Annotated in this window: 18 protein-coding genes and 12 tRNA genes; 2 read left to right on the plus strand and 28 right to left on the minus strand. The window is 40.1% G+C overall.

From position 1 onward, the window contains the following. Positions 1–147: 147 nt before the first annotated feature. The 13 genes from K3T81_RS19090 to K3T81_RS19150 all read right to left on the minus strand — a co-directional run bounded on the left by K3T81_RS19090 (position 148) and on the right by K3T81_RS19150 (position 2,386). Positions 148–221, minus strand: a tRNA-Ile gene (locus K3T81_RS19090). Positions 222–238: 17 nt separating this feature from the next. Then, positions 239–312: transfer RNA gene (locus K3T81_RS19095), tRNA-Gly, on the minus strand. A 60-nt stretch (positions 313–372) separates the two neighbouring features. Beyond that, positions 373–449, minus strand: a tRNA-Pro gene (locus tag K3T81_RS19100). Positions 450–455: 6 nt separating this feature from the next. Then, positions 456–532, minus strand: a tRNA-Arg gene (locus tag K3T81_RS19105). A 19-nt stretch (positions 533–551) separates the two neighbouring features. Beyond that, a tRNA-Leu gene (locus K3T81_RS19110) sits at positions 552–635 on the minus strand. A 46-nt stretch (positions 636–681) separates the two neighbouring features. Further along, positions 682–763: transfer RNA gene (locus tag K3T81_RS19115), tRNA-Leu, on the minus strand. Between the two features lie 17 nt (positions 764–780). Then, a tRNA-Lys gene (locus tag K3T81_RS19120) sits at positions 781–856 on the minus strand. Between the two features lie 443 nt (positions 857–1,299). After that, positions 1,300–1,374, minus strand: a tRNA-Gln gene (locus K3T81_RS19125). A gap of 5 nt (positions 1,375–1,379) precedes the next feature. Then, positions 1,380–1,456, minus strand: a tRNA-Asp gene (locus tag K3T81_RS19130). 32 nt (positions 1,457–1,488) lie between these two features. Further along, positions 1,489–1,560 (minus strand) — tRNA-Glu (locus K3T81_RS19135). A gap of 9 nt (positions 1,561–1,569) precedes the next feature. Continuing rightward, positions 1,570–1,660: transfer RNA gene (locus K3T81_RS19140), tRNA-Ser, on the minus strand. Positions 1,661–1,663: 3 nt separating this feature from the next. Continuing rightward, a tRNA-Asn gene (locus K3T81_RS19145) sits at positions 1,664–1,738 on the minus strand. A 186-nt stretch (positions 1,739–1,924) separates the two neighbouring features. Next, the gene (locus tag K3T81_RS19150; RefSeq protein ID WP_238022178.1) at positions 1,925–2,386 is read right to left on the minus strand and encodes a SprT family protein; all 462 of its coding nucleotides are present in this window, start codon (positions 2,384–2,386) and stop codon (positions 1,925–1,927) included. Between the two features lie 185 nt (positions 2,387–2,571). On the opposite strand from K3T81_RS19150, the gene K3T81_RS19155 reads away from it, so the two are divergent. Next, positions 2,572–4,035, plus strand: a complete 1,464-nt coding sequence (locus K3T81_RS19155; RefSeq protein ID WP_106895735.1) for a catalase — start codon at positions 2,572–2,574, stop codon at positions 4,033–4,035. Positions 4,036–4,124: 89 nt separating this feature from the next. Here K3T81_RS19155 and K3T81_RS19160 read toward each other — a convergent pair whose 3' ends face one another. The 15 genes from K3T81_RS19160 to acpS form a co-directional block, all read right to left on the minus strand. Beyond that, on the minus strand, positions 4,125–6,290 hold the full coding sequence (locus tag K3T81_RS19160; protein ID WP_238022179.1) for a Tex family protein: 2,166 nt from the start codon (positions 6,288–6,290) through the stop codon (positions 4,125–4,127). 114 nt (positions 6,291–6,404) lie between these two features. Further along, positions 6,405–7,019, minus strand: a complete 615-nt coding sequence (locus tag K3T81_RS19165; RefSeq protein ID WP_238022180.1) for a SpoIIE family protein phosphatase — start codon at positions 7,017–7,019, stop codon at positions 6,405–6,407. Beyond that, positions 7,016–7,807, minus strand: a complete 792-nt coding sequence (gene sigB, locus K3T81_RS19170) for an RNA polymerase sigma factor SigB (protein ID WP_238022181.1) — start codon at positions 7,805–7,807, stop codon at positions 7,016–7,018. Before sigB ends, K3T81_RS19165 begins: the two co-directional genes overlap by 4 nt. After that, on the minus strand, positions 7,779–8,255 hold the full coding sequence (gene rsbW, locus K3T81_RS19175; RefSeq protein ID WP_106895731.1) for an anti-sigma B factor RsbW: 477 nt from the start codon (positions 8,253–8,255) through the stop codon (positions 7,779–7,781). The genes sigB and rsbW overlap by 29 nt, the downstream gene beginning before the upstream one ends. Further along, complete coding sequence (locus K3T81_RS19180) at positions 8,255–8,587, minus strand: STAS domain-containing protein (protein ID WP_238022182.1); 333 nt, start codon at positions 8,585–8,587, stop codon at positions 8,255–8,257. The genes rsbW and K3T81_RS19180 overlap by 1 nt, the downstream gene beginning before the upstream one ends. A gap of 110 nt (positions 8,588–8,697) precedes the next feature. Further along, a complete protein-coding gene (locus tag K3T81_RS19185) occupies positions 8,698–9,702 on the minus strand; it encodes a PP2C family protein-serine/threonine phosphatase (protein ID WP_238022189.1) in 1,005 nt (334 codons plus the stop codon). Positions 9,703–9,830: 128 nt separating this feature from the next. Further along, complete coding sequence (locus tag K3T81_RS19190) at positions 9,831–10,232, minus strand: anti-sigma regulatory factor (RefSeq protein WP_106895728.1); 402 nt, start codon at positions 10,230–10,232, stop codon at positions 9,831–9,833. 3 nt (positions 10,233–10,235) lie between these two features. Continuing rightward, positions 10,236–10,592: an STAS domain-containing protein gene (locus tag K3T81_RS19195; protein ID WP_036577167.1), complete on the minus strand. Its 357-nt coding sequence runs from the start codon at positions 10,590–10,592 to the stop codon at positions 10,236–10,238. 4 nt (positions 10,593–10,596) lie between these two features. Continuing rightward, a complete protein-coding gene (locus K3T81_RS19200) occupies positions 10,597–11,466 on the minus strand; it encodes an RsbT co-antagonist protein RsbRA (protein WP_238022183.1) in 870 nt (289 codons plus the stop codon). 252 nt (positions 11,467–11,718) lie between these two features. Beyond that, entirely contained in the window at positions 11,719–12,078 is a 360-nt protein-coding gene (locus tag K3T81_RS19205; RefSeq protein WP_036577165.1) for a type II toxin-antitoxin system PemK/MazF family toxin, read from the minus strand. 3 nt (positions 12,079–12,081) lie between these two features. Then, positions 12,082–12,366 carry a CopG family ribbon-helix-helix protein gene (locus K3T81_RS19210; RefSeq protein WP_081779446.1) on the minus strand — a complete coding sequence of 95 codons (285 nt, stop codon included), beginning with the start codon at positions 12,364–12,366 and terminating at the stop codon, positions 12,082–12,084. Positions 12,367–12,531: 165 nt separating this feature from the next. Beyond that, a complete protein-coding gene (gene alr / locus K3T81_RS19215; protein ID WP_238022184.1) occupies positions 12,532–13,656 on the minus strand; it encodes an alanine racemase in 1,125 nt (374 codons plus the stop codon). A gap of 330 nt (positions 13,657–13,986) precedes the next feature. Beyond that, positions 13,987–15,003, minus strand: coding sequence for a LolA family protein (locus K3T81_RS19220; protein ID WP_238022185.1), 1,017 nt, complete (start codon positions 15,001–15,003; stop codon positions 13,987–13,989). A 60-nt stretch (positions 15,004–15,063) separates the two neighbouring features. Continuing rightward, complete coding sequence (locus tag K3T81_RS19225) at positions 15,064–16,578, minus strand: NAD(P)H-hydrate dehydratase (protein ID WP_238022186.1); 1,515 nt, start codon at positions 16,576–16,578, stop codon at positions 15,064–15,066. Between the two features lie 44 nt (positions 16,579–16,622). Beyond that, positions 16,623–16,997 carry a holo-ACP synthase gene (gene acpS, locus K3T81_RS19230; RefSeq protein WP_238022187.1) on the minus strand — a complete coding sequence of 125 codons (375 nt, stop codon included), beginning with the start codon at positions 16,995–16,997 and terminating at the stop codon, positions 16,623–16,625. Positions 16,998–17,159: 162 nt separating this feature from the next. Between acpS and K3T81_RS19235 the strand changes: the two genes are divergently transcribed. Further along, positions 17,160–17,915: a rhomboid family intramembrane serine protease gene (locus K3T81_RS19235; RefSeq protein ID WP_238022188.1), complete on the plus strand. Its 756-nt coding sequence runs from the start codon at positions 17,160–17,162 to the stop codon at positions 17,913–17,915. The last annotated feature ends 34 nt before the right edge of the window (positions 17,916–17,949 follow it).

Below are 17,949 nucleotides of genomic sequence, written 5' to 3' on the forward strand. Positions count from 1 at the left end.
GGAAAACAGAAAGTCTGTTTTTCCTTGACATACTAGTTGTTCTGTTCAGTTTTCAAAGAGCAATTTGTTTGCGTCGCTTCAAAAGGCGACTTAACAAGAATATCACAGACAAGAAAGTGTGTCAACACTTTTTTTATTGTGATAGAATGGGCCTGAGTGGACTCGAACCACCGACCTCACGCTTATCAGGCGTGCGCTCTAACCAGCTGAGCTACAGGCCCACATACTAAAAGGATTATGGAGCGGGTGAAGGGAATCGAACCCTCATCATCAGCTTGGAAGGCTGAGGTTTTACCACTAAACTACACCCGCATAAGATATAAAATTTGAAATTACAATTACCTTTGACCTGTTAGCAATATAATACTTCGATGGTCGGGAAGACAGGATTTGAACCTGCGACCCCATGGTCCCAAACCATGTGCTCTACCAAGCTGAGCTACTTCCCGTAATAATGGCGCGCCCGAGAGGAGTCGAACCCCTAACCTCTTGATCCGTAGTCAAACGCTCTATCCAATTGAGCTACGGGCGCATATATAATTTACTAAAAGTGCGGCCGAGAGGACTTGAACCTCCACGGGTTATTCACCCACTAGGCCCTCAACCTAGCGCGTCTGCCATTCCGCCACGACCGCATAGATCTTAAACACTTCTCTGTTTCTATAAAACCAAATGGTTTAATGCGGGTGAAGGGACTTGAACCCCCACGCCCGAAGGCACTAGATCCTAAATCTAGCGCGTCTGCCAATTCCGCCACACCCGCATGATTTATATTTAAAATGGTGAGCCATGAAGGATTCGAACCTTCGACCCTCTGATTAAAAGTCAGATGCTCTACCAACTGAGCTAATGGCTCCTAATGATTATAAAGTTTCCTTATTAGGAAGTAATGTGTATTTCTGTATGCTCGTCGTGTTGCAAGTTATACGATGATGTCGCACTCCTCGCAGGCCTGCACCTAGTAGCTTACTCGATGATGCCAGCGGCTTGCTCTACCAACTGAGCTAATGGCTCCTGTTTAAAAGGATAATCTTACTACATTAAGAATGTTCATCTAGTGACCCCTGCTTCTAAAAGCTTATTCTAGATGTCAATGCATCGGGGTTACTCGTAGCTAATTCGGTAGAAGTGATACTCGTTGCTCTACCAACTGAGCTAATGGCTCCTAATGATTATAGGTTTCTTTATAAGGAAGTAATGTGAACTTCCGACTCCCGTAAAAAGGGAATAAAAAAATACTATTTATTAAATAGTACATTTTACAATACTACTTACTATAGGTCTTACTCAAAAAATAAATGGCTGGGCCACCAGGATTCGAACCTGGGGTACACGGGATCAAAACCCGATGCCTTACCGCTTGGCTATGGCCCAACATCTGGCGGTCCGGACGGGACTCGAACCCGCGACCTCCTGCGTGACAGGCAGGCATTCTAACCAACTGAACTACCGGACCCAACCTTGATTCTTTTTACTTTTTAATTAAGATGACCCGTACGGGATTCGAACCCGTGTTACCGCCGTGAAAGGGCGGTGTCTTAACCGCTTGACCAACGGGCCAATAATTAATGGCGGAGAAGGAGGGATTTGAACCCTCGCGCCGCTTACACGACCTACACCCTTAGCAGGGGCGCCTCTTCAGCCACTTGAGTACTTCTCCGTATGGCTCCACAGGTAGGATTCGAACCTACGACCGATCGGTTAACAGCCGATAGCTCTACCACTGAGCTACTGTGGAATAATGTCAATTGCGTTTTTCGCAACGATTAATATCATACAACATTTGTAATTTGATGTCAACACTTTTTTAAAACGTTTTTCGATGTGTTGTTATGTAATTTATTAGCTTATTTAATTTACCATGGATGACAACATTCGTCAATATCCTACGTGAATTTTTTTATCGCTTTATTACATAGCTTTATTACTTATTTATATCCACTAGTTGTAATGCCCCTCTACACTTACCACAACGATACTTCTTTAAATTTACCCTTCTTCTTCTTTTATATACCTGCTTACATTCTTTACATATATATTGATAATTGTATTCTAATTTTTGAGTAGGCAAAGGACTACAATACCTAGGGGATCCAGTTTCTTTCAACAACTGTTTAAAATCTGCATCTCCATGTTTATATCCTTTTCCATCTATATGAAGAAAGTAGTGACAAAGTTCATGTTTTATAATTCCCTTAAATTCTTCCATATCTGCCTCGAGATATTTAGGGTTCAGCTCTATCACCCTCTTCGCCGGAATGTATCGCCCTCCTGTTGTTCGCAATCTATTATTAAAACAAACATCATCCAGAAACGTACGATTAAAGAACCTTCTAGATAATTCTTCTACTAATTTATATAGTTCAATTTCTGTCATCATTTTCATTTCCTTTATCTCATTCTCTATTGCACAATACTCTTATTTTAACATATTAAAGGTGGTTAAATAAGTTTAAAGCGCGTTTTGTGGTTGTTATTTAAAATAATTTTAATTAAATATTGATTTTTATCTGGTTTATATTATAATAAAACGTAGAAAGTCTAATTTTAGTTTAGAGAGGGGAATAAACATTGAGTAATAATAATAACCGTATTACTACTGCTGCCGGGGCTCCCGTTGGCGACAACCAGAATTCAGTAACAGCTGGTCATAATGGACCAACTTTACTCCAGGATTTCCATTTACTTGAGAAACTTGCACATTTTAATAGAGAACGTATACCTGAGCGTGTCGTTCACGCTAAGGGCGCTGGAGCACATGGCTACTTTGAAGTGACAAATGATGAAATTTCTAAATATACAAAGGCAGATTTCCTAAGCGAAGCAGGAAAACGCACAGATATGTTTATTCGTTTTTCTACTGTTGCAGGGGAACTTGGCTCAGCGGATACCGTCCGTGACCCACGTGGCTTTGCAGTTAAATTTTACACAGAAGAAGGGAACTATGATTTAGTAGGTAACAATACTCCTATCTTCTTCATTCGCGATGCGATTAAGTTTCCTGACTTTATCCATACACAAAAGCGTCATCCACAGACACATCTAAAAGATCCAAATATGGTGTGGGACTTCTGGTCATTATCACCAGAATCATTACATCAAATTACGTACCTACATGGTGATAGAGGTCTTCCTGCTACACTGCGTCATATGAACGGGTATGGTAGTCATACATTTAAATGGGTAAATGCTCAAGGAGAAGTTTTCTGGGTAAAATACCACTTCATTAGTGAACAAGGTGTAAAAGGCTTAGATGTTGACCTTGCTGATAAACTTGCTGGGGAAAACCCTGATTACCATACAGAGGATCTCTTTAACGCAATTAAAAATGAAGATTTCCCTGCTTGGAAATTATATGTACAGATCATGCCTGAAGAAGATGCCAAAGATTATAAATGGGATCCATTCGATGTTACAAAGGTTTGGTCTAAGAAAGATTACCCACGTATCGAAGTTGGCCGCATGGTATTAAATCGCAATCCTGAAAACTACTTTGCAGAAGTAGAACAGGCTGCATTCTCTCCGGGTCAATTTGTACCAGGAATTGAAGCTTCACCTGATAAAATGCTTCAAGGTCGTTTATTTGGATATTCTGATGCGCATCGTTACCGTCTTGGTGGCAACCATCACCAAATTCCAATTAACCGTCCAAAAAATGAAGTAAACAACTATCAACGTGATGGCTTTATGAGTGTAAACGGTAATGGTGGAAGCACACCTAACTACCAACCAAACAGCCAAAATGGCCCTGCCGAAGATATCACAGCTAAAACTACTCCATTTGAAGTACATGGCCAAGCTGACAGTGTACCTTATGATAGTGAAGATCATTACACTCAGGCAGGCGACCTTTACCGCTTAATGAGTGCTGATGAAAAAGATCGTCTTATCAAAGCGTTTGTTGGTCACATGGAGCCAGTAGAAAAAGAAGAAATTAAGCTGCGTCAAATTGAGCATTTCTATAAAGCTGATCCTGAATGGGGCGAAAGAATCGCACAAGGCCTTGGACTAGCTGTTCCAGAAAGCGTACGTTAATTAGCTGAAAAGAGTAAGTACTACTTTTTCATCAGCCTACTACACACAAAAAAGCCGGATATCTCTCCAAAGAGTTATCCGGCTTTTTCTCATCCTTCTATCATAGTTAAGGCAATCCTACCTTTATCACTATCTACTTGCTCTACCCAAACCGTAACCACATCTCCAACAGAAGCGATATCCATTGGGTGTTTGACAAACTTGTTTGCCATTTTTGAGATATGGACTAGGCCATCCTGTTTCACTCCAATATCAACAAACACTCCAAAATCTACAACATTACGGACTGTTCCTTGCATTTCCATTCCAGGTTTCAGATCCTCTAACGAAAGAACATTTTTCTTAAGTAAAGGCTGTGGAAAATCGTCACGTGGGTCACGTTCCGGTCTGCTTAAGGCATTCATGATATCCACTAGTGTTGGCTTTCCAATACCTAATTGCTCGGCAATAGTAGCATTGTCTACATTAGCAAGCTTGGTACGAAGCTGCTCTGTACCGATATCTTCCATGCTACTGTCTACCAATTTTAATAATTCTTCTACTTGCGGATAACTTTCCGGGTGAATCGGTGTACGATCGAGCGGGTGGTCTCCGTCGACTATGCGTAGGAATCCTATTCCTTGCTCATAGGTTTTAGCACCAAGCCTCGGAATCTTCTTAAGCTGTTTGCGGTTTACAAATTTCCCTTGATCGTTCCGCTGCTTGACGATGTTATTAGCAACTGTCTTACTAAGACCTGCTACATATTGCAAAAGGGAAGCTGATGCCGTATTCACATTTACACCAACTTGGTTTACGGCTGTCTCCACAACAAACGATAATGACTCGTTCAAGGATTTCTGGCTAACATCATGTTGATATTGGCCAACACCGATAGACTTTGGATCAATTTTAACAAGCTCTGCCAATGGGTCCTGAACACGTCTCGCTATGGAAGCAGCACTTCTCTCTTCCACCTGTAAATCAGGAAATTCTTCTCTGGCAAGTTCAGAAGCCGAATATACACTTGCACCCGCTTCGTTCACAATGATATATGGAATATCCAGTTGATTTTCTGAAATTACATTTGCAACAAATTGCTCCGTCTCTCTTGAAGCTGTGCCGTTTCCGATCGCAATGAGTTCAATTGGATATTTTTTAATAAATGAGAGCATGAGTTTCTCTGCACCCTTAACATCATTTTTAGGTGCTGTCGGGTACATGACACTAACCTCATGCACCTTGCCTGTTTCATCCACAATTGCTAGCTTACAACCAGTACGAAAAGCTGGATCCACCCCAAGAATAGTTTTCCCTTTTAAAGGTGGCTGTAGCAATAGATTTTTTAGGTTTTTAGAAAATACATCAATGGCTTGATCCTCTGCTTTTTCTGATAAAGCATTGCGAATTTCCCTTTCAATTGATGGCTGGATAAGACGCTTGTAGCTATCATCAATAGCACGTTCAAGAATCTCTCTAACCTCGCCTATTGTAGAACGACGAATAACTTGCTCCTGAAGATAACGAGTGATCCCCTCTATCGGAGTTTCAATTGCTACCTTTAAAATCCCTTCCTTTTCTCCACGATTCAATGCAAGAATTCGGTGTGACACCATGGACCTCACCGCTTCATTATAATCGTAATACATCTGGAAGACTTGTTTTTCATCCAACTCCGCATTTTTTACTTTTGATTGAACAGTGCCCCGCTTGAAAGTTTCCTCACGGAGGTGGTCACGGTATTCTGGGTCATCTGAAATCCATTCAGCCACAATATCATTTGCACCTGCCAGTACATCATCTACTGTATGTACATCATTCTCTTCCGAAATATATTGGTCGACTTCTTTCAAGGCGTCCATATTTTCTTGCTTCCAAATAGCAATAGCGAGTGGTTCAAGCCCTTTTTCCTTCGCTATCGTAGCCTTCGTTCTTCTCTTTTGTTTGTATGGTCTGTAAAGATCCTCTACACGTTGTAATTGTGTTGCTTGTGTAATTTCTTTACGAAGCTCTTCTGTAAGCTTACCCTGTTCTTCGATTATTCGTAGTACTTCCTCTTTTCGATCTGAAAGATTCACAGCATACGCCCATTTGTCTTGAACAGTTTTAATTTGCACCTCGTCTAAACCGCCGGTAATCTCTTTTCGATAACGTGCGATAAACGGTACGGTGTTCCCTTCGTCTAATAACGAAATTACCTTGTTTACGATAGTTGTATTAACGTTTGCTTCTTTTGAGACCCATTGAATAAGGTCTTGATTATATGTTTCAGCCAATGTTACTCCTCCTTCACACCATTTCTAGTTTACCAAATTACGTACCGATTTCATAATGAACGTGAAATTATACGTATGTATGTTTATGGCAATTGAAAAAGGAAGACAGTTGTCTTACTCGCCTGCCTTCCTTTTATCTGCATCATATCGAATTGCGATCAACGTTGTATCATCATCTCTGTCCGGTTCACTTATATACTCAAAAGTCTTTGTAATTGTCGTGACATCCTGATTGGTTAAATATTTCTTAGATAGTTCTTTATCACTAACCCCATCAGAAAACATGACAAAGTTCATTTTTTTATCCAATGTTTCCTGAACCACTTTAAACGGCCGATGATACCCTGCCAAATAACCAGCATTCGGTATATTTCGCTTCCGTTTCTTATCATCTGAAATAGTCATAATACATATGTTACCTATTGAGGAAAAGGAGTATGTTCCTGACTTAAAATCAATTTTCAAAACGCCAAGCACGACACCACGTTTTCCTTGTAGCTGTTCATTACACTTTTCAATTAAGTTCTCTATTCTAGTGGAACTATTGTTCCGAATGATATCAATTACAATTTGTGATGATTCCTTAGCAAACTCACCACTTCCCAAACCATCTGCAATCGCACATACAAACTCTTTTTCCGTTTCCTTGTAAAAGTAACTATCACCGCAATGATATTTTCCTTTTTTTGCTTTTTGGAAGACAGAGACATCCACTATATTCTCGCTCAATCGAAGACCTCCGTACTCTCAGCCTGAATTGCTTCTCTTAATTTTCGTAAAGAGCGTCGCTGAAGGCGGGAGACATGCATCTGGGAGATTCCCAATAATTCGCCAGTTTCCTTTTGGCTCATGTTATCAAAATACGTACATTGTAAAATTTGTTGTTCTCTTTCAGACAGAATCGGCAGAATTTTTTCGAGCAGCATTTTTTGGTCAATGTTATTATATCCACTTTCTTCATTACCAACTAGATCAAGAATTGCTACCGTACTTCCATCTGAATCAGCTTCAATTTTACGGTCGACTGAGAGTGCTTTATAGCTCTTACCCATCTCCATTGTTTCAAGGATATCCTCTTCAGACACCTCAAGATAGTCAGCTATCTCTCTTACTGTTGGGGATTTTTGAGTATTTGTAGTAAGTTCATCGACCGCTTTTTTAATCTTTGGTCCAAGTTCCTTAATTCTTCTCGGTACATGGACACTCCATGTTTTATCCCGTATAAAACGCTTAATTTCACCAATTATGGTTGGTATAGCAAAAGACTCAAATGATTTACCAAAGGTTGGATCATATCTTCTAACAGCAGCTAGCAAACCTATCATACCTACTTGTACCAAGTCTTCGTGAATCGTGCTGTTTTTAGAATACTTCCTTGCAATAGACTCCACAAGATCTGTATAGGTTAAAACAATCTTTTCCTGTATTACTTCATCTTTTGGTTCTTTTTGCAGAAACTCAATCCATTGGTAAACCTCATCTCTTCCGCTATTGTGTGGTTGAGATTTGGTCGTCATCTAAGTCCACCTCTGTTTCGTTTAGATACTTTGTCATCAGAATAATAACACCATAGTTATTGTTAATCTGAACCTTGTCCATTAATGTATTTATTAGAAACAGACCGAAACCACCTTCACGAAGGTTTTCCACGGACTCTGTGTTTTTGTATGGGCCAATACCATCTTTTATTTCATTTAGATCAAAGCTACCACCGTGATCTGCAACCATTACTTCAAGGCGATCCTCATAGACTGCAAAGCCTACTGTCACTTCCCCTTCGTCATTTTCATGGTAAGCATGTGTTACCGCGTTTGTGATTGCTTCAGATATGGCTACCTTTAAATCTTCAATATCCTCATAGGAAAAACCCATACGATTCGCTATACCTGAAATACTTAAACGAATGACACCTACATACTCTGGCTTCGCAGGAACCTTCATCTCTATAAAGTCAAATCTCTCCATTACTCCGTCACACCCCGAATTGTTGAATTTAAATCCATAATTTCATCTAACCCCGTAATCTTGAACAAGCGTAACACACGGTCCTGTATATTAACGAGCTTCATTTCGCTACCATTCTCTTTAGTTGATTTTAGTGCACTAATAAAAACACCTAAGCCTGTACTATCCATGTAATTTACATTCCCAAGGTCTACTTCTACTGTATTTCCCTCTTTTTGGGTTAAGGGTAGAAGCGATTCCTTTAGATTCGGTGCTGTATATGCATCAATTTCTCCTGAAAGGTTCACAACTGATTTATTATTTTCTTCGACTACATCGATAACTAAATTCATAAGCTCCTCCTAGAAATCGGCCTGGTTATGTACGGATGATTAATCTCAAAAGATTAACATCCCAGCCTTAATTTATTACATTACACTTTATTTACCCTTTTTCTAGAAAATTAAACTTCTCTTTTTAAAATAAGTAGAGTAAAGTCATCCCTTAGTTCAAATTCCTGAAGTTTCTCAAAGTGCTTATATACTTGTGTAACCATTTCCTGGGAAGGTAAATGGGAATATTGCTTAATGACATCAAGAATCTCTTCACTTTCGATAAACCTTTCGCCATCCCTACATTCCGTTACGCCATCTGTCAAGAGGATGATCATGTCACCTTTATCCACTTTCAATTCATACTGGTTGTACTCTGTTGCTGGTGATACCCCAAGAACAAGCCCTTTTGATTCAATTTCGGTAAAGGAATCTGCGGAAGCATTATAATAATAACCAGGCTCATGACCAGCAGATGAATACTGCAATAAATTTTCTGTAGGAAGATACTGAGCATAAAACATGGTAATAAACATACTCGGATCCACATTTCGTTCCACTACACGATTAAGGTTCTTCAGAATAGCCTTAGGTGTCATCGATTCCTCAGGATAACTATCCATTGCATACTTAATCATGGACATGCAGAGCGCTGCTGGAATTCCCTTCCCAATTACATCTGCAACCGCAATACCAAGTGAACCATCTTTTCCTTTTACAAAGTGATGGTAATCCCCATTCATCTGATGGGCAGGAACGCTTATCACACCAATATCAAGCCCTTCAATAGTAGGCTTTGTCGTCCCCAGCAATGTTTTTTGCATACTTGCAGCAACCGAAATTTCAGATTTAAGTTCATTTTGTTTCTCCCTTAACGTCTGATACTCTTGGTGCGCCATTCCATAAGCAATCATTGCTTCGAGAAGGAAATCCATCGAATGCTGGAAGTCTTCAAGCATATTAGGATATAGTTCTGCCAACGCCTGTATATGGAGGTTAACAATCTCTTCAGGGAGTATATTATTTTTAATGAATGTTTTACTCACCTGCTCTACACCATATAGAGATTGCTCGTCCTGTGTTTCAATATAATGTTTCATGAGGTCCTTGTAATTAGCTGCGTCTACTTTTATCATGTCGTCCACTATATCCCCCCCTCGTATAATCACTGCAGACTAATGAGAAGAAGTGTGTACCACTAATACGCTGCACACACCTCTGTTTCTCATATAGAATAAAAATCCTGCCATCTTACTTCAATACTTTATCTTACCCATTTTACAGCTTTTATTCTTGTACCCTTACCTGCTTCCGACTGTAGATCAAAATCATCCATTAATCGTTTTACACCTGGAAGACCTGCTCCTAGGCCACCGGAGGTTGAATAACCATCTTCCATCACCTTGCTGACATCATCAATCCCAGGACCATTGTCTATTGCAACCATAGAGATGCCTTTATGATCCATATTATCAATTACTTCAAAACAAATTTGCCCAGTTTCGGCATATAAGTATATATTTCGAGCTAATTCTGATATTGCCGTAGCAATTCTTGCCTGATCAACAGTACCAAAGCCAATTTTTCTGGCTATATCCCTGCCGAGTTGCCTTGCCCCAACAATATCCCACTCTTTTTGTATATTTACACAAGATTGGGGATTCATTCATTATTCCCCCAGTTCCTGGTAGAGTTTAATTAAACCTTGTTCCAAATCCAGTGCCGTTGGGACATTTTTCAAATGAATACCTAAATCAATTAGCGTCATGGCAACCGCTGGCTGAATTCCTGTAAGAACTACTTTCGCCCCCATTAGGTCTGACATCGTCACAACATCGCCCAGTACTTTAGCAATAAAGGAGTCTATAATATCAACCGAAGTGAGGTCAATCACAACCCCCGTTGCTCCACTCTGATGGATCTTGCTTAATAAGTCTTCCTGAAATTGGATTGCAGTATTATCATCAATTTCTGTTTGAATAGAAATCAGCAGATAATTATGCAATTTCAATATCGGTATACGCATGATTTCACTCCCCTTTTAAAGAATCAATAAGCTTTTCTACATTCTCTTCTGTTTTTTCATGCTCAATAACTTCTCTTCCCGTGATTTCTAACGCTTTAGTAAAGCCTTTTTTCAACGAGCTTTTCGTCGGGAACTTCCCTAGATCGATACCAAGATTTACAATCGTCTGGGCAATTTCCGGGCGAATCCCAACAAGAATACAGGTTGATCCAATAAGTCGGACAGCTTCAGCTGCCTGAATGATATGGTGCGCCACCATGGTATCTACAACTGGAACACCCGTAATATCAATGAGTACTACCTCAGAGTTATGTTTAATGACACCTTCAAGAAGGTTCTCCATGATTAGTTTCGCACGTTCTGTATCAATTGTACCAATCAACGGCATCACTGTAATTCGGTCCATTACCGGAATAAGAGGGGCAGATAACTCTTGTAGAGCTACTCGTTGCAATGAAACAATATGCTCCCAGCTTCCTGAATACTCATTTACCAATTGACGAATTATCGGCTCCACCCAAGCATCAACACTTTTAATGACGTCAGATATATAAGAGGAATCTATTTTCACAGATTGTCCGAGGATATAATCAATTGTCACTCTGCGAAAAACCTGTAATCCGTCCGTTATGTAACTGAGTGGCCATCCAAGGTTTATAATTTTTTCAGAAAAGTCTTCCACAACCTTGGTTGATCCTTGGCTTTTAATACTCGTAAAGATAACATTTACAAATTCCCTATTCGTACTTTCAAATAGTTCGTCTGATATGCTGGCAGTATAGTTGCCGTCTTTTATTGAATTAATTTCTTCCATCCACATTTGTACTATTGAATCACTATTTTCAATTGCCGATTGTTTAAATTTCTGATCCATCCTTTTCCCCCACTTTCCTTTTATCTTAAGCCAGTCCTATTATATTCATGCAAATTTTGTGTGAATATATCAAAATATCGTGCATGGTTACATTTTCTGTTTTATTGTAACACAACCAATTCCATTCTATTAAGTCATAACCCTTCGTTTGAATCGCTATCTTAGTTGATTGAACGCTTGATCCGTAGTCAATGTCAGCTTTCTATTTTTACCCATTAAAAAATACCCTTGTCACTTTAAACAAGGGTATTTCTATTGGCCGTACATATCTTTTAAACCAAGGCTAATTTCTAACGCCTGATCAATTTTTTTCATCATTTCGTTGTCGAGCTTTGTTATTTTATCCGTAAGCCGCTGCTTATCTAACGTACGTATTTGTTCTAGCAATATGACAGAATTGCGGTCAAATCCGTAGCGCTTTGCGTTGATCTCAACGTGTGTTGGCAACTTGGCTTTCTGAATTTGTGCTGTAATTGCAGCAACAATTACAGTTGGACTAAACCGATTTCCTATATCATTTTGTAGGATCAATACTGGGCGGACGCCTCCCTGCTCTGATCCAACCACAGGGGATAAGTCAGCGAAGTATACTTCGCCTCTTTGAACGATCAACGTTTACACCCCGATCACAGAGCGCTCTAAGGTGTTTTCAGCCTCCTCTTCAGCTTGAAAAGCTTCCGAAGCAATTGTTAGATTAATGCGGCCCATTTCTTCATAGCCTCGTTGCATTGTTTCATGAAATTGCTGAATGTGTTCATCTCTCTTATGCTCTAAAAAGTTTCTTGTTGCCTGACAGATGAAATCGCTCAAATCACTATTTTCATGTTTCATTAATCCATCCACCTCATTTAACAGGTTTTTAGGTATCTTTACCAAGACTTCTTGTAAACTCTCTGACAAAACCATGCACCTCCGCCAACTGTTGAACGAACATAATCAAATTCTTTTTAATGATATCATTGAATCTGGGCGTTTGCAAAGGGTTCTTGAAAAAAATTAATTAAATTCGCTTGTTTTGTCGTTTAATATTATAAAATTGTGGTATAAAGCATTGGTTGGACATTTTTACCCGCCTTTGTAAATGCGTGGAATTCTCTCATTAAGTAAACAGGGAATCTCGTAACTAATGGTATCTACATAGGCTGCCGCTTCATCAATATTAATAAATGAGCCATTCTGGGATCCAAGCAACGTTACTTTGGTCCCCACAGGATATTCCTGATCCAGCCGAATCATTGTTTGATCCATACAAATTCTACCGACAATGGGCATCCTTTTTCCATCTACAAGCACGGAAAAACCTTGAAGTTTGCGAATCCAGCCATCTCCATACCCAATAGGTATCGTTCCAATCCATTCCGTCTTTTCAGCCTTGTACGTTAAACCGTAACTAATTGCATCTCCAGCTTCAATTTGCTTTACATGAGCCAACCTGCTGTGGAGCGAGAAAGCCTGTTTCAGGTTTATTGCCTGCTCTTCCTTAACTGGCTGGGACGGGTACAAACCGTACATAGATATACCATAACGAACAAAATCATACATGTCCCCTGGTAAACGAATTGCACTTGCACTGTTCCCAATATGAACGGTTACCTCGCCTGACCACTGTTCCCTCAGTTCGGAGAGCATTCTCTCAAATTTTTCTTTTTGCTTATGAAAATAGGTTAGGTTTGGTGCATCGGCTGTTGCAAAATGAGTGTACACTCCTGTTAAATATATGCTTGGTTTGTCATTTAATGCATATAATATCCCGCGTAATGCTTCACTTGAACGTATCCCTATTCTTCCCATTCCAGTATCAAGCTTTAGATGTAGCTGCAATCTTTCATCAAACTCCATACTGCTAACTTGGTCCAACCAATCCTTTTGAAAGAATGTCAGGGTAATATGATGCTTTGCAGCAATTGCCGCAGCTTCAGGGGGGACCCATCCCATTACAAGAATAGGAGCATCAATACCAGCCTCTCTTAACTCTAACGCCTCCTCGAGCAAGGCTACCGCCAATGATGTGGCACCTGAGTCAAGGGCCTTTTTAGCAATTTGTATACTACCATGCCCGTACCCATTCGCCTTAACCACAGCAACTATTTTCGTTTTTTCAGGCAGTCGTTCGTGCATTGCTTTAATATTATGTGTAATAGCGTCTAAATCTATTTCTGCCCAAGTGGGTCTGATTCTAGCCCGAGTCAACTGAAAATCCTCCCTTACATACTTCTAGTAAAAAATCTCCTTCTATTATTTCCTTTCCTTACATACCTGTCAACGATAAGAAAAGTTTGGAGGGACTATTAATGGAAGGTGGATTAAGCTTGCCTGGTACTGGTCAGAAGTTGAGCTGAGTGGGTGAGGGAGAGGATGATGGACTTTTTGACTGGATTTCTTTCTAGTTTTGAACGTCATAACCTCTATGACGTGGGATCAGAAGGTTACAGGAGTCACTAACCACATGGAACTGACAATGAACAAAGAAAAAAGCAGACCCCCTCTCCTGTTGACGAGTCTGCTTCTGTGAATCTCATTCTATTTCACTTCTTGACCTTGTACGGATTGTGCCACTTGGATTAGCTCTTCTTTCGTTAATTCATCACTTGCCAGGATATAATCAACACCATTATAGGACCATTCCAGTTTATTGTGTGACAAGCCCGCCACAGTGTGACCTAGATTGATGATGTCCCCCTTCACTTCCTGAGGAGAGGTCATTGTTGGGACAACATTTCGTTTTTCTTGTACAAGCGTAAAATTCTTGTCGCCAGAGAAAGTTAGAATAGCACGTTGTCCATCTTCTAAATCGATCTCCTTTTTCTGCTCCAGTTCAGATCCAGCCATAAATGTCGGTAAAGATACTGTTAGGGCATTGTCCTCTACCTCTCCAGAAACAGCTTCGTCCTCTGTTGCGTTACTAGCCATATTCTTTTCCATGCTAAAGTCATCCTCTTTAAAGCTAGCATCTTTTTCGAAACTGGAGAATTTTACTACAACTAGTGCATTTTTATCTTTATCAAGTACTTTAACCTCCACTGGAGTTAGAGATTTTTTATCAAAATGGATCTCCTGATATGGAAGATTGTTATTGCTTTGATAGTTCGTTTTTGTTTTAAAAATATAGTGAGTGTCGGTTGATTCAAATTCTGCCTCTTTGTCTTTTTTGATATCATTTACAAGTGATTGATATAAATATGGTTGACTACTGTTTTCAGGCCAATCAGATTGAAATTTAAAGTTTTTCTTTAAAGCTGGAGTTAGTACAAATACACCATCTTTATTTTTTAAAATGACCTGACTTCCTTTTTCGTCCATATCGTTCGTTAACGCTACTCTGAACAAGTCATCTTTTTTATGCCAAATATCAATTGCAAATTTTTGATCTTCCTGCCCTGTATTCATACTCATTTCAGCATTTGCTTTATAGCCTTCCATTTCGTTCATCGTATCTTCTAAATCAGCAAGTACATCCTCCTGGGTCTTTTCCCCACAGGCTGCCAGTAAAAATACAAATCCTGCCATAACAATTAAAATACCTAGCATTCTTTTCATTGACATCATATCTCCCTTGTCTCAGTAGAAACATTAGGGAACCATTGTCACACAAGATCATCAGAATGTACGATATACCAGTGAAAGTCCTTCAATAACATCAGAAGCAAGCAAGTCATGCTGGGAGTGCGACTCTTGTATTAACAAATCCGCGGATTTACCATGTACAAAACAGGCATTGCAAAGCCCTTCAAATATAGACTGTTTCTGCATGATCATCGCTAATATGATTCCCGTTAGCACGTCCCCACTCCCGCCTTTTGCAAGTCCGGCGTTTCCGGTGGTATTCACTGCCTGTTTTCCATTAGGGTCGGTAATAACCGTAAAGGCTCCTTTAAGAACAACGTAGACGCCATGATCAGTAGCAAACTTTTTAGCGTAATGAAAAGGTCGCATCAATACATCCTTTACAGATAGATCAAGAAGCATTGCCATTTCACCTGGATGTGGTGTCAGGATAACGGGCTCTTCTCTCTCATCAAGCACTTCAAGATCGGCCTTTAAATGGGTAAGTCCATCTCCATCAATGATGAGCGGGATTTTTGCAGCAGCTGCATGTCTAATCACAGGACGAGAAGCTGCTTCACGTCCCAGACCAATGCCTATTGCCACTGCATCAAATCCCTTATAGTCTATATCATTCCCATATTTAAGATGGCCATTTATCTCCGGAACTGTAACGAAAGTAGCCTCTGGACAAAAGGAAGCAATACGTTTAATTACGCTATCCGTGGTAGCTGCGGTTACCAGCCCTGCACCCGAACGCAGTGCTGCACGCGTGGTAAGACCTAATGCTCCAGGCATGTTCGAGGATCCCCCGATAACCAAGCCTTTGCCATGATCCCCTTTATGATCGTATTCACTTCTTTCGGGAAACGTACGTTGAAATGCCGCTTTTGTCCATACTTTCCGTTCCATTTCCAATTGTTTAAAGGCCGCTTGCGGAAAACCGATGGAGCTACATTCCCACTTTCCGTAACTCGGAGCGGTATGTTGAATAAAGGCCGTTTGCTTAATGGCACCTATCACAAAAGTGTGATCAGCTTGTACAGCAGTAAAATCTGCTACTCCCTCATCAGTTGGTAAACCTGATGGAATATCTACTGATAGGACTAGATTATCCAATCGGTTAATTTGATTAACAAGAGAGTACAGTGGCTCTCGTAAATCGCCCTTCACTCCAATGCCGATCATGGCATCCACGATAACGTCCTCTTTATTAAGCTCTTCCTGAACATCGTTTATCTCGTTCAGTTGCTTCAAGATGCCGTCACATTTCAGATAGAGACGCTTATGGTATGCTGCATGTCCTACAATTTTCTTATCCTCTACAACCTGAAGTACAGTAACTTTATATCCCATATTCAGCAATGTTCTGGCAATAACGAAACCATCCCCGCCATTATTACCTGAGCCAACCAAGATGCATAAGGCCTGCTCAAAATTAATCATGGAACTTACTCTCTGGGCTATTTCTCTACCTGCGTTTTCCATTAACATGCTGCCATCCATCTCTACCCTGTCCATCGAAAACTGGTCAATATCGTACATTTCTTTTGCGGTGACAATATACAAAACTGTTCCCTCCTACCCGCACTAAAATATATGAGACAACCTTATCAATTATGCATGTCGTTATCCGCTTCGATAACTACCTGAGCGGCGGCATAATCCCTGCTATGTGTAATCGAAATAAATATTTTATCTTGGCTATACCCAGGTGCATGAAAGGAAGGAGCACCACTTTGTTGGGGCAGTACCTCCATATCACGGAAGCTTAATTTGCCGATACCTGTGCCCGTTGCTTTTGCAAAAGCCTCCTTGGCTGCAAATCTACCTGCAAGGAATTCAACCCTTCTTGGATCAGTTGGAAGGGAATTAAAAATATCCAGTTCCTTATTGGTTAACACCCTTTTTGCAAGCCGGTCACCTTTTTGCAAGCTTTCTGCTATCCGGTCTAGTTCAATTAGATCTATTCCAATGCCTTTAATCATCTGCTTTCTTTCCTTTCACCTATAAAAGCCTTATTGTTGCACATTCATCCAGTATTTTAGTACGCTATTAATGGTCATATGATCGTTTATATATTACTACACTATAATAATACCCTACCTGCAAAGTTACCTAACGTTTTAATTATAAATGAGGAGGACGTCATGTTTATACGAAATGAACGAAGTGTTACAGAATTCATCAAATTCTACCCTGTCGTTTCTACTATCATAATTATTCATATCGTATTATGGTTAATTCAAGATTTTCTTATGTTGCCAATCGGTAATACCCTTTATCAACTCGGGGCCGGAAGCAACTACCATATTGCCCAGGGCGAGTATTGGAGACTTATCACCCCAATGTTTTTCCATGCTGGTTTAATGCATATGTTGTTCAACTCGTTTTCTCTCGTCCTATTTGGACCAGCGCTTGAACAAATGCTTGGCAAGACGAAATTTATCCTTGCCTATGTTGGGGCCGGGATTGTCGCCAATATTGCTAGCTTTATTTTTGGACATGCAATCTATACACACGTTGGCGCCTCAGGAGCTGTCTTTGGGTTGTTTGGAATCTATATTTTCATGAGATTTTTTCGCAAGCATTTACTGGATTACCAAAGTTCTCAAATGATTACAGTTATCATTGTAATTGGCTTAATAATGACGTTTCTTCGGCCTAACATTAATGTGTATGCCCATATATTTGGATTTATCGGCGGATTTGTAATCGCACCACTTGTCCTTCGACGAACGAATCCATATTCACCGTGGGAGCGTCGCTATCGTGACGATGATGGGGTACAATTTGATCCAAACAGATGGAAGAAAAAGCGTGTCCCTTCGAAGGTGAAAAAGAATGCATTCTGGATTGTCATAGTTGTACTCGCTCTACTTGGTTTGCTAAGTCGTATATTTTAAAATAGCTTTGGAACTAAAAAAAGGTTACACCCTT

The organism is Oceanobacillus jordanicus (assembly GCF_022095695.1).
Lineage (GTDB): Bacteria > Bacillota > Bacilli > Bacillales > Amphibacillaceae > Oceanobacillus_B > Oceanobacillus_B jordanicus.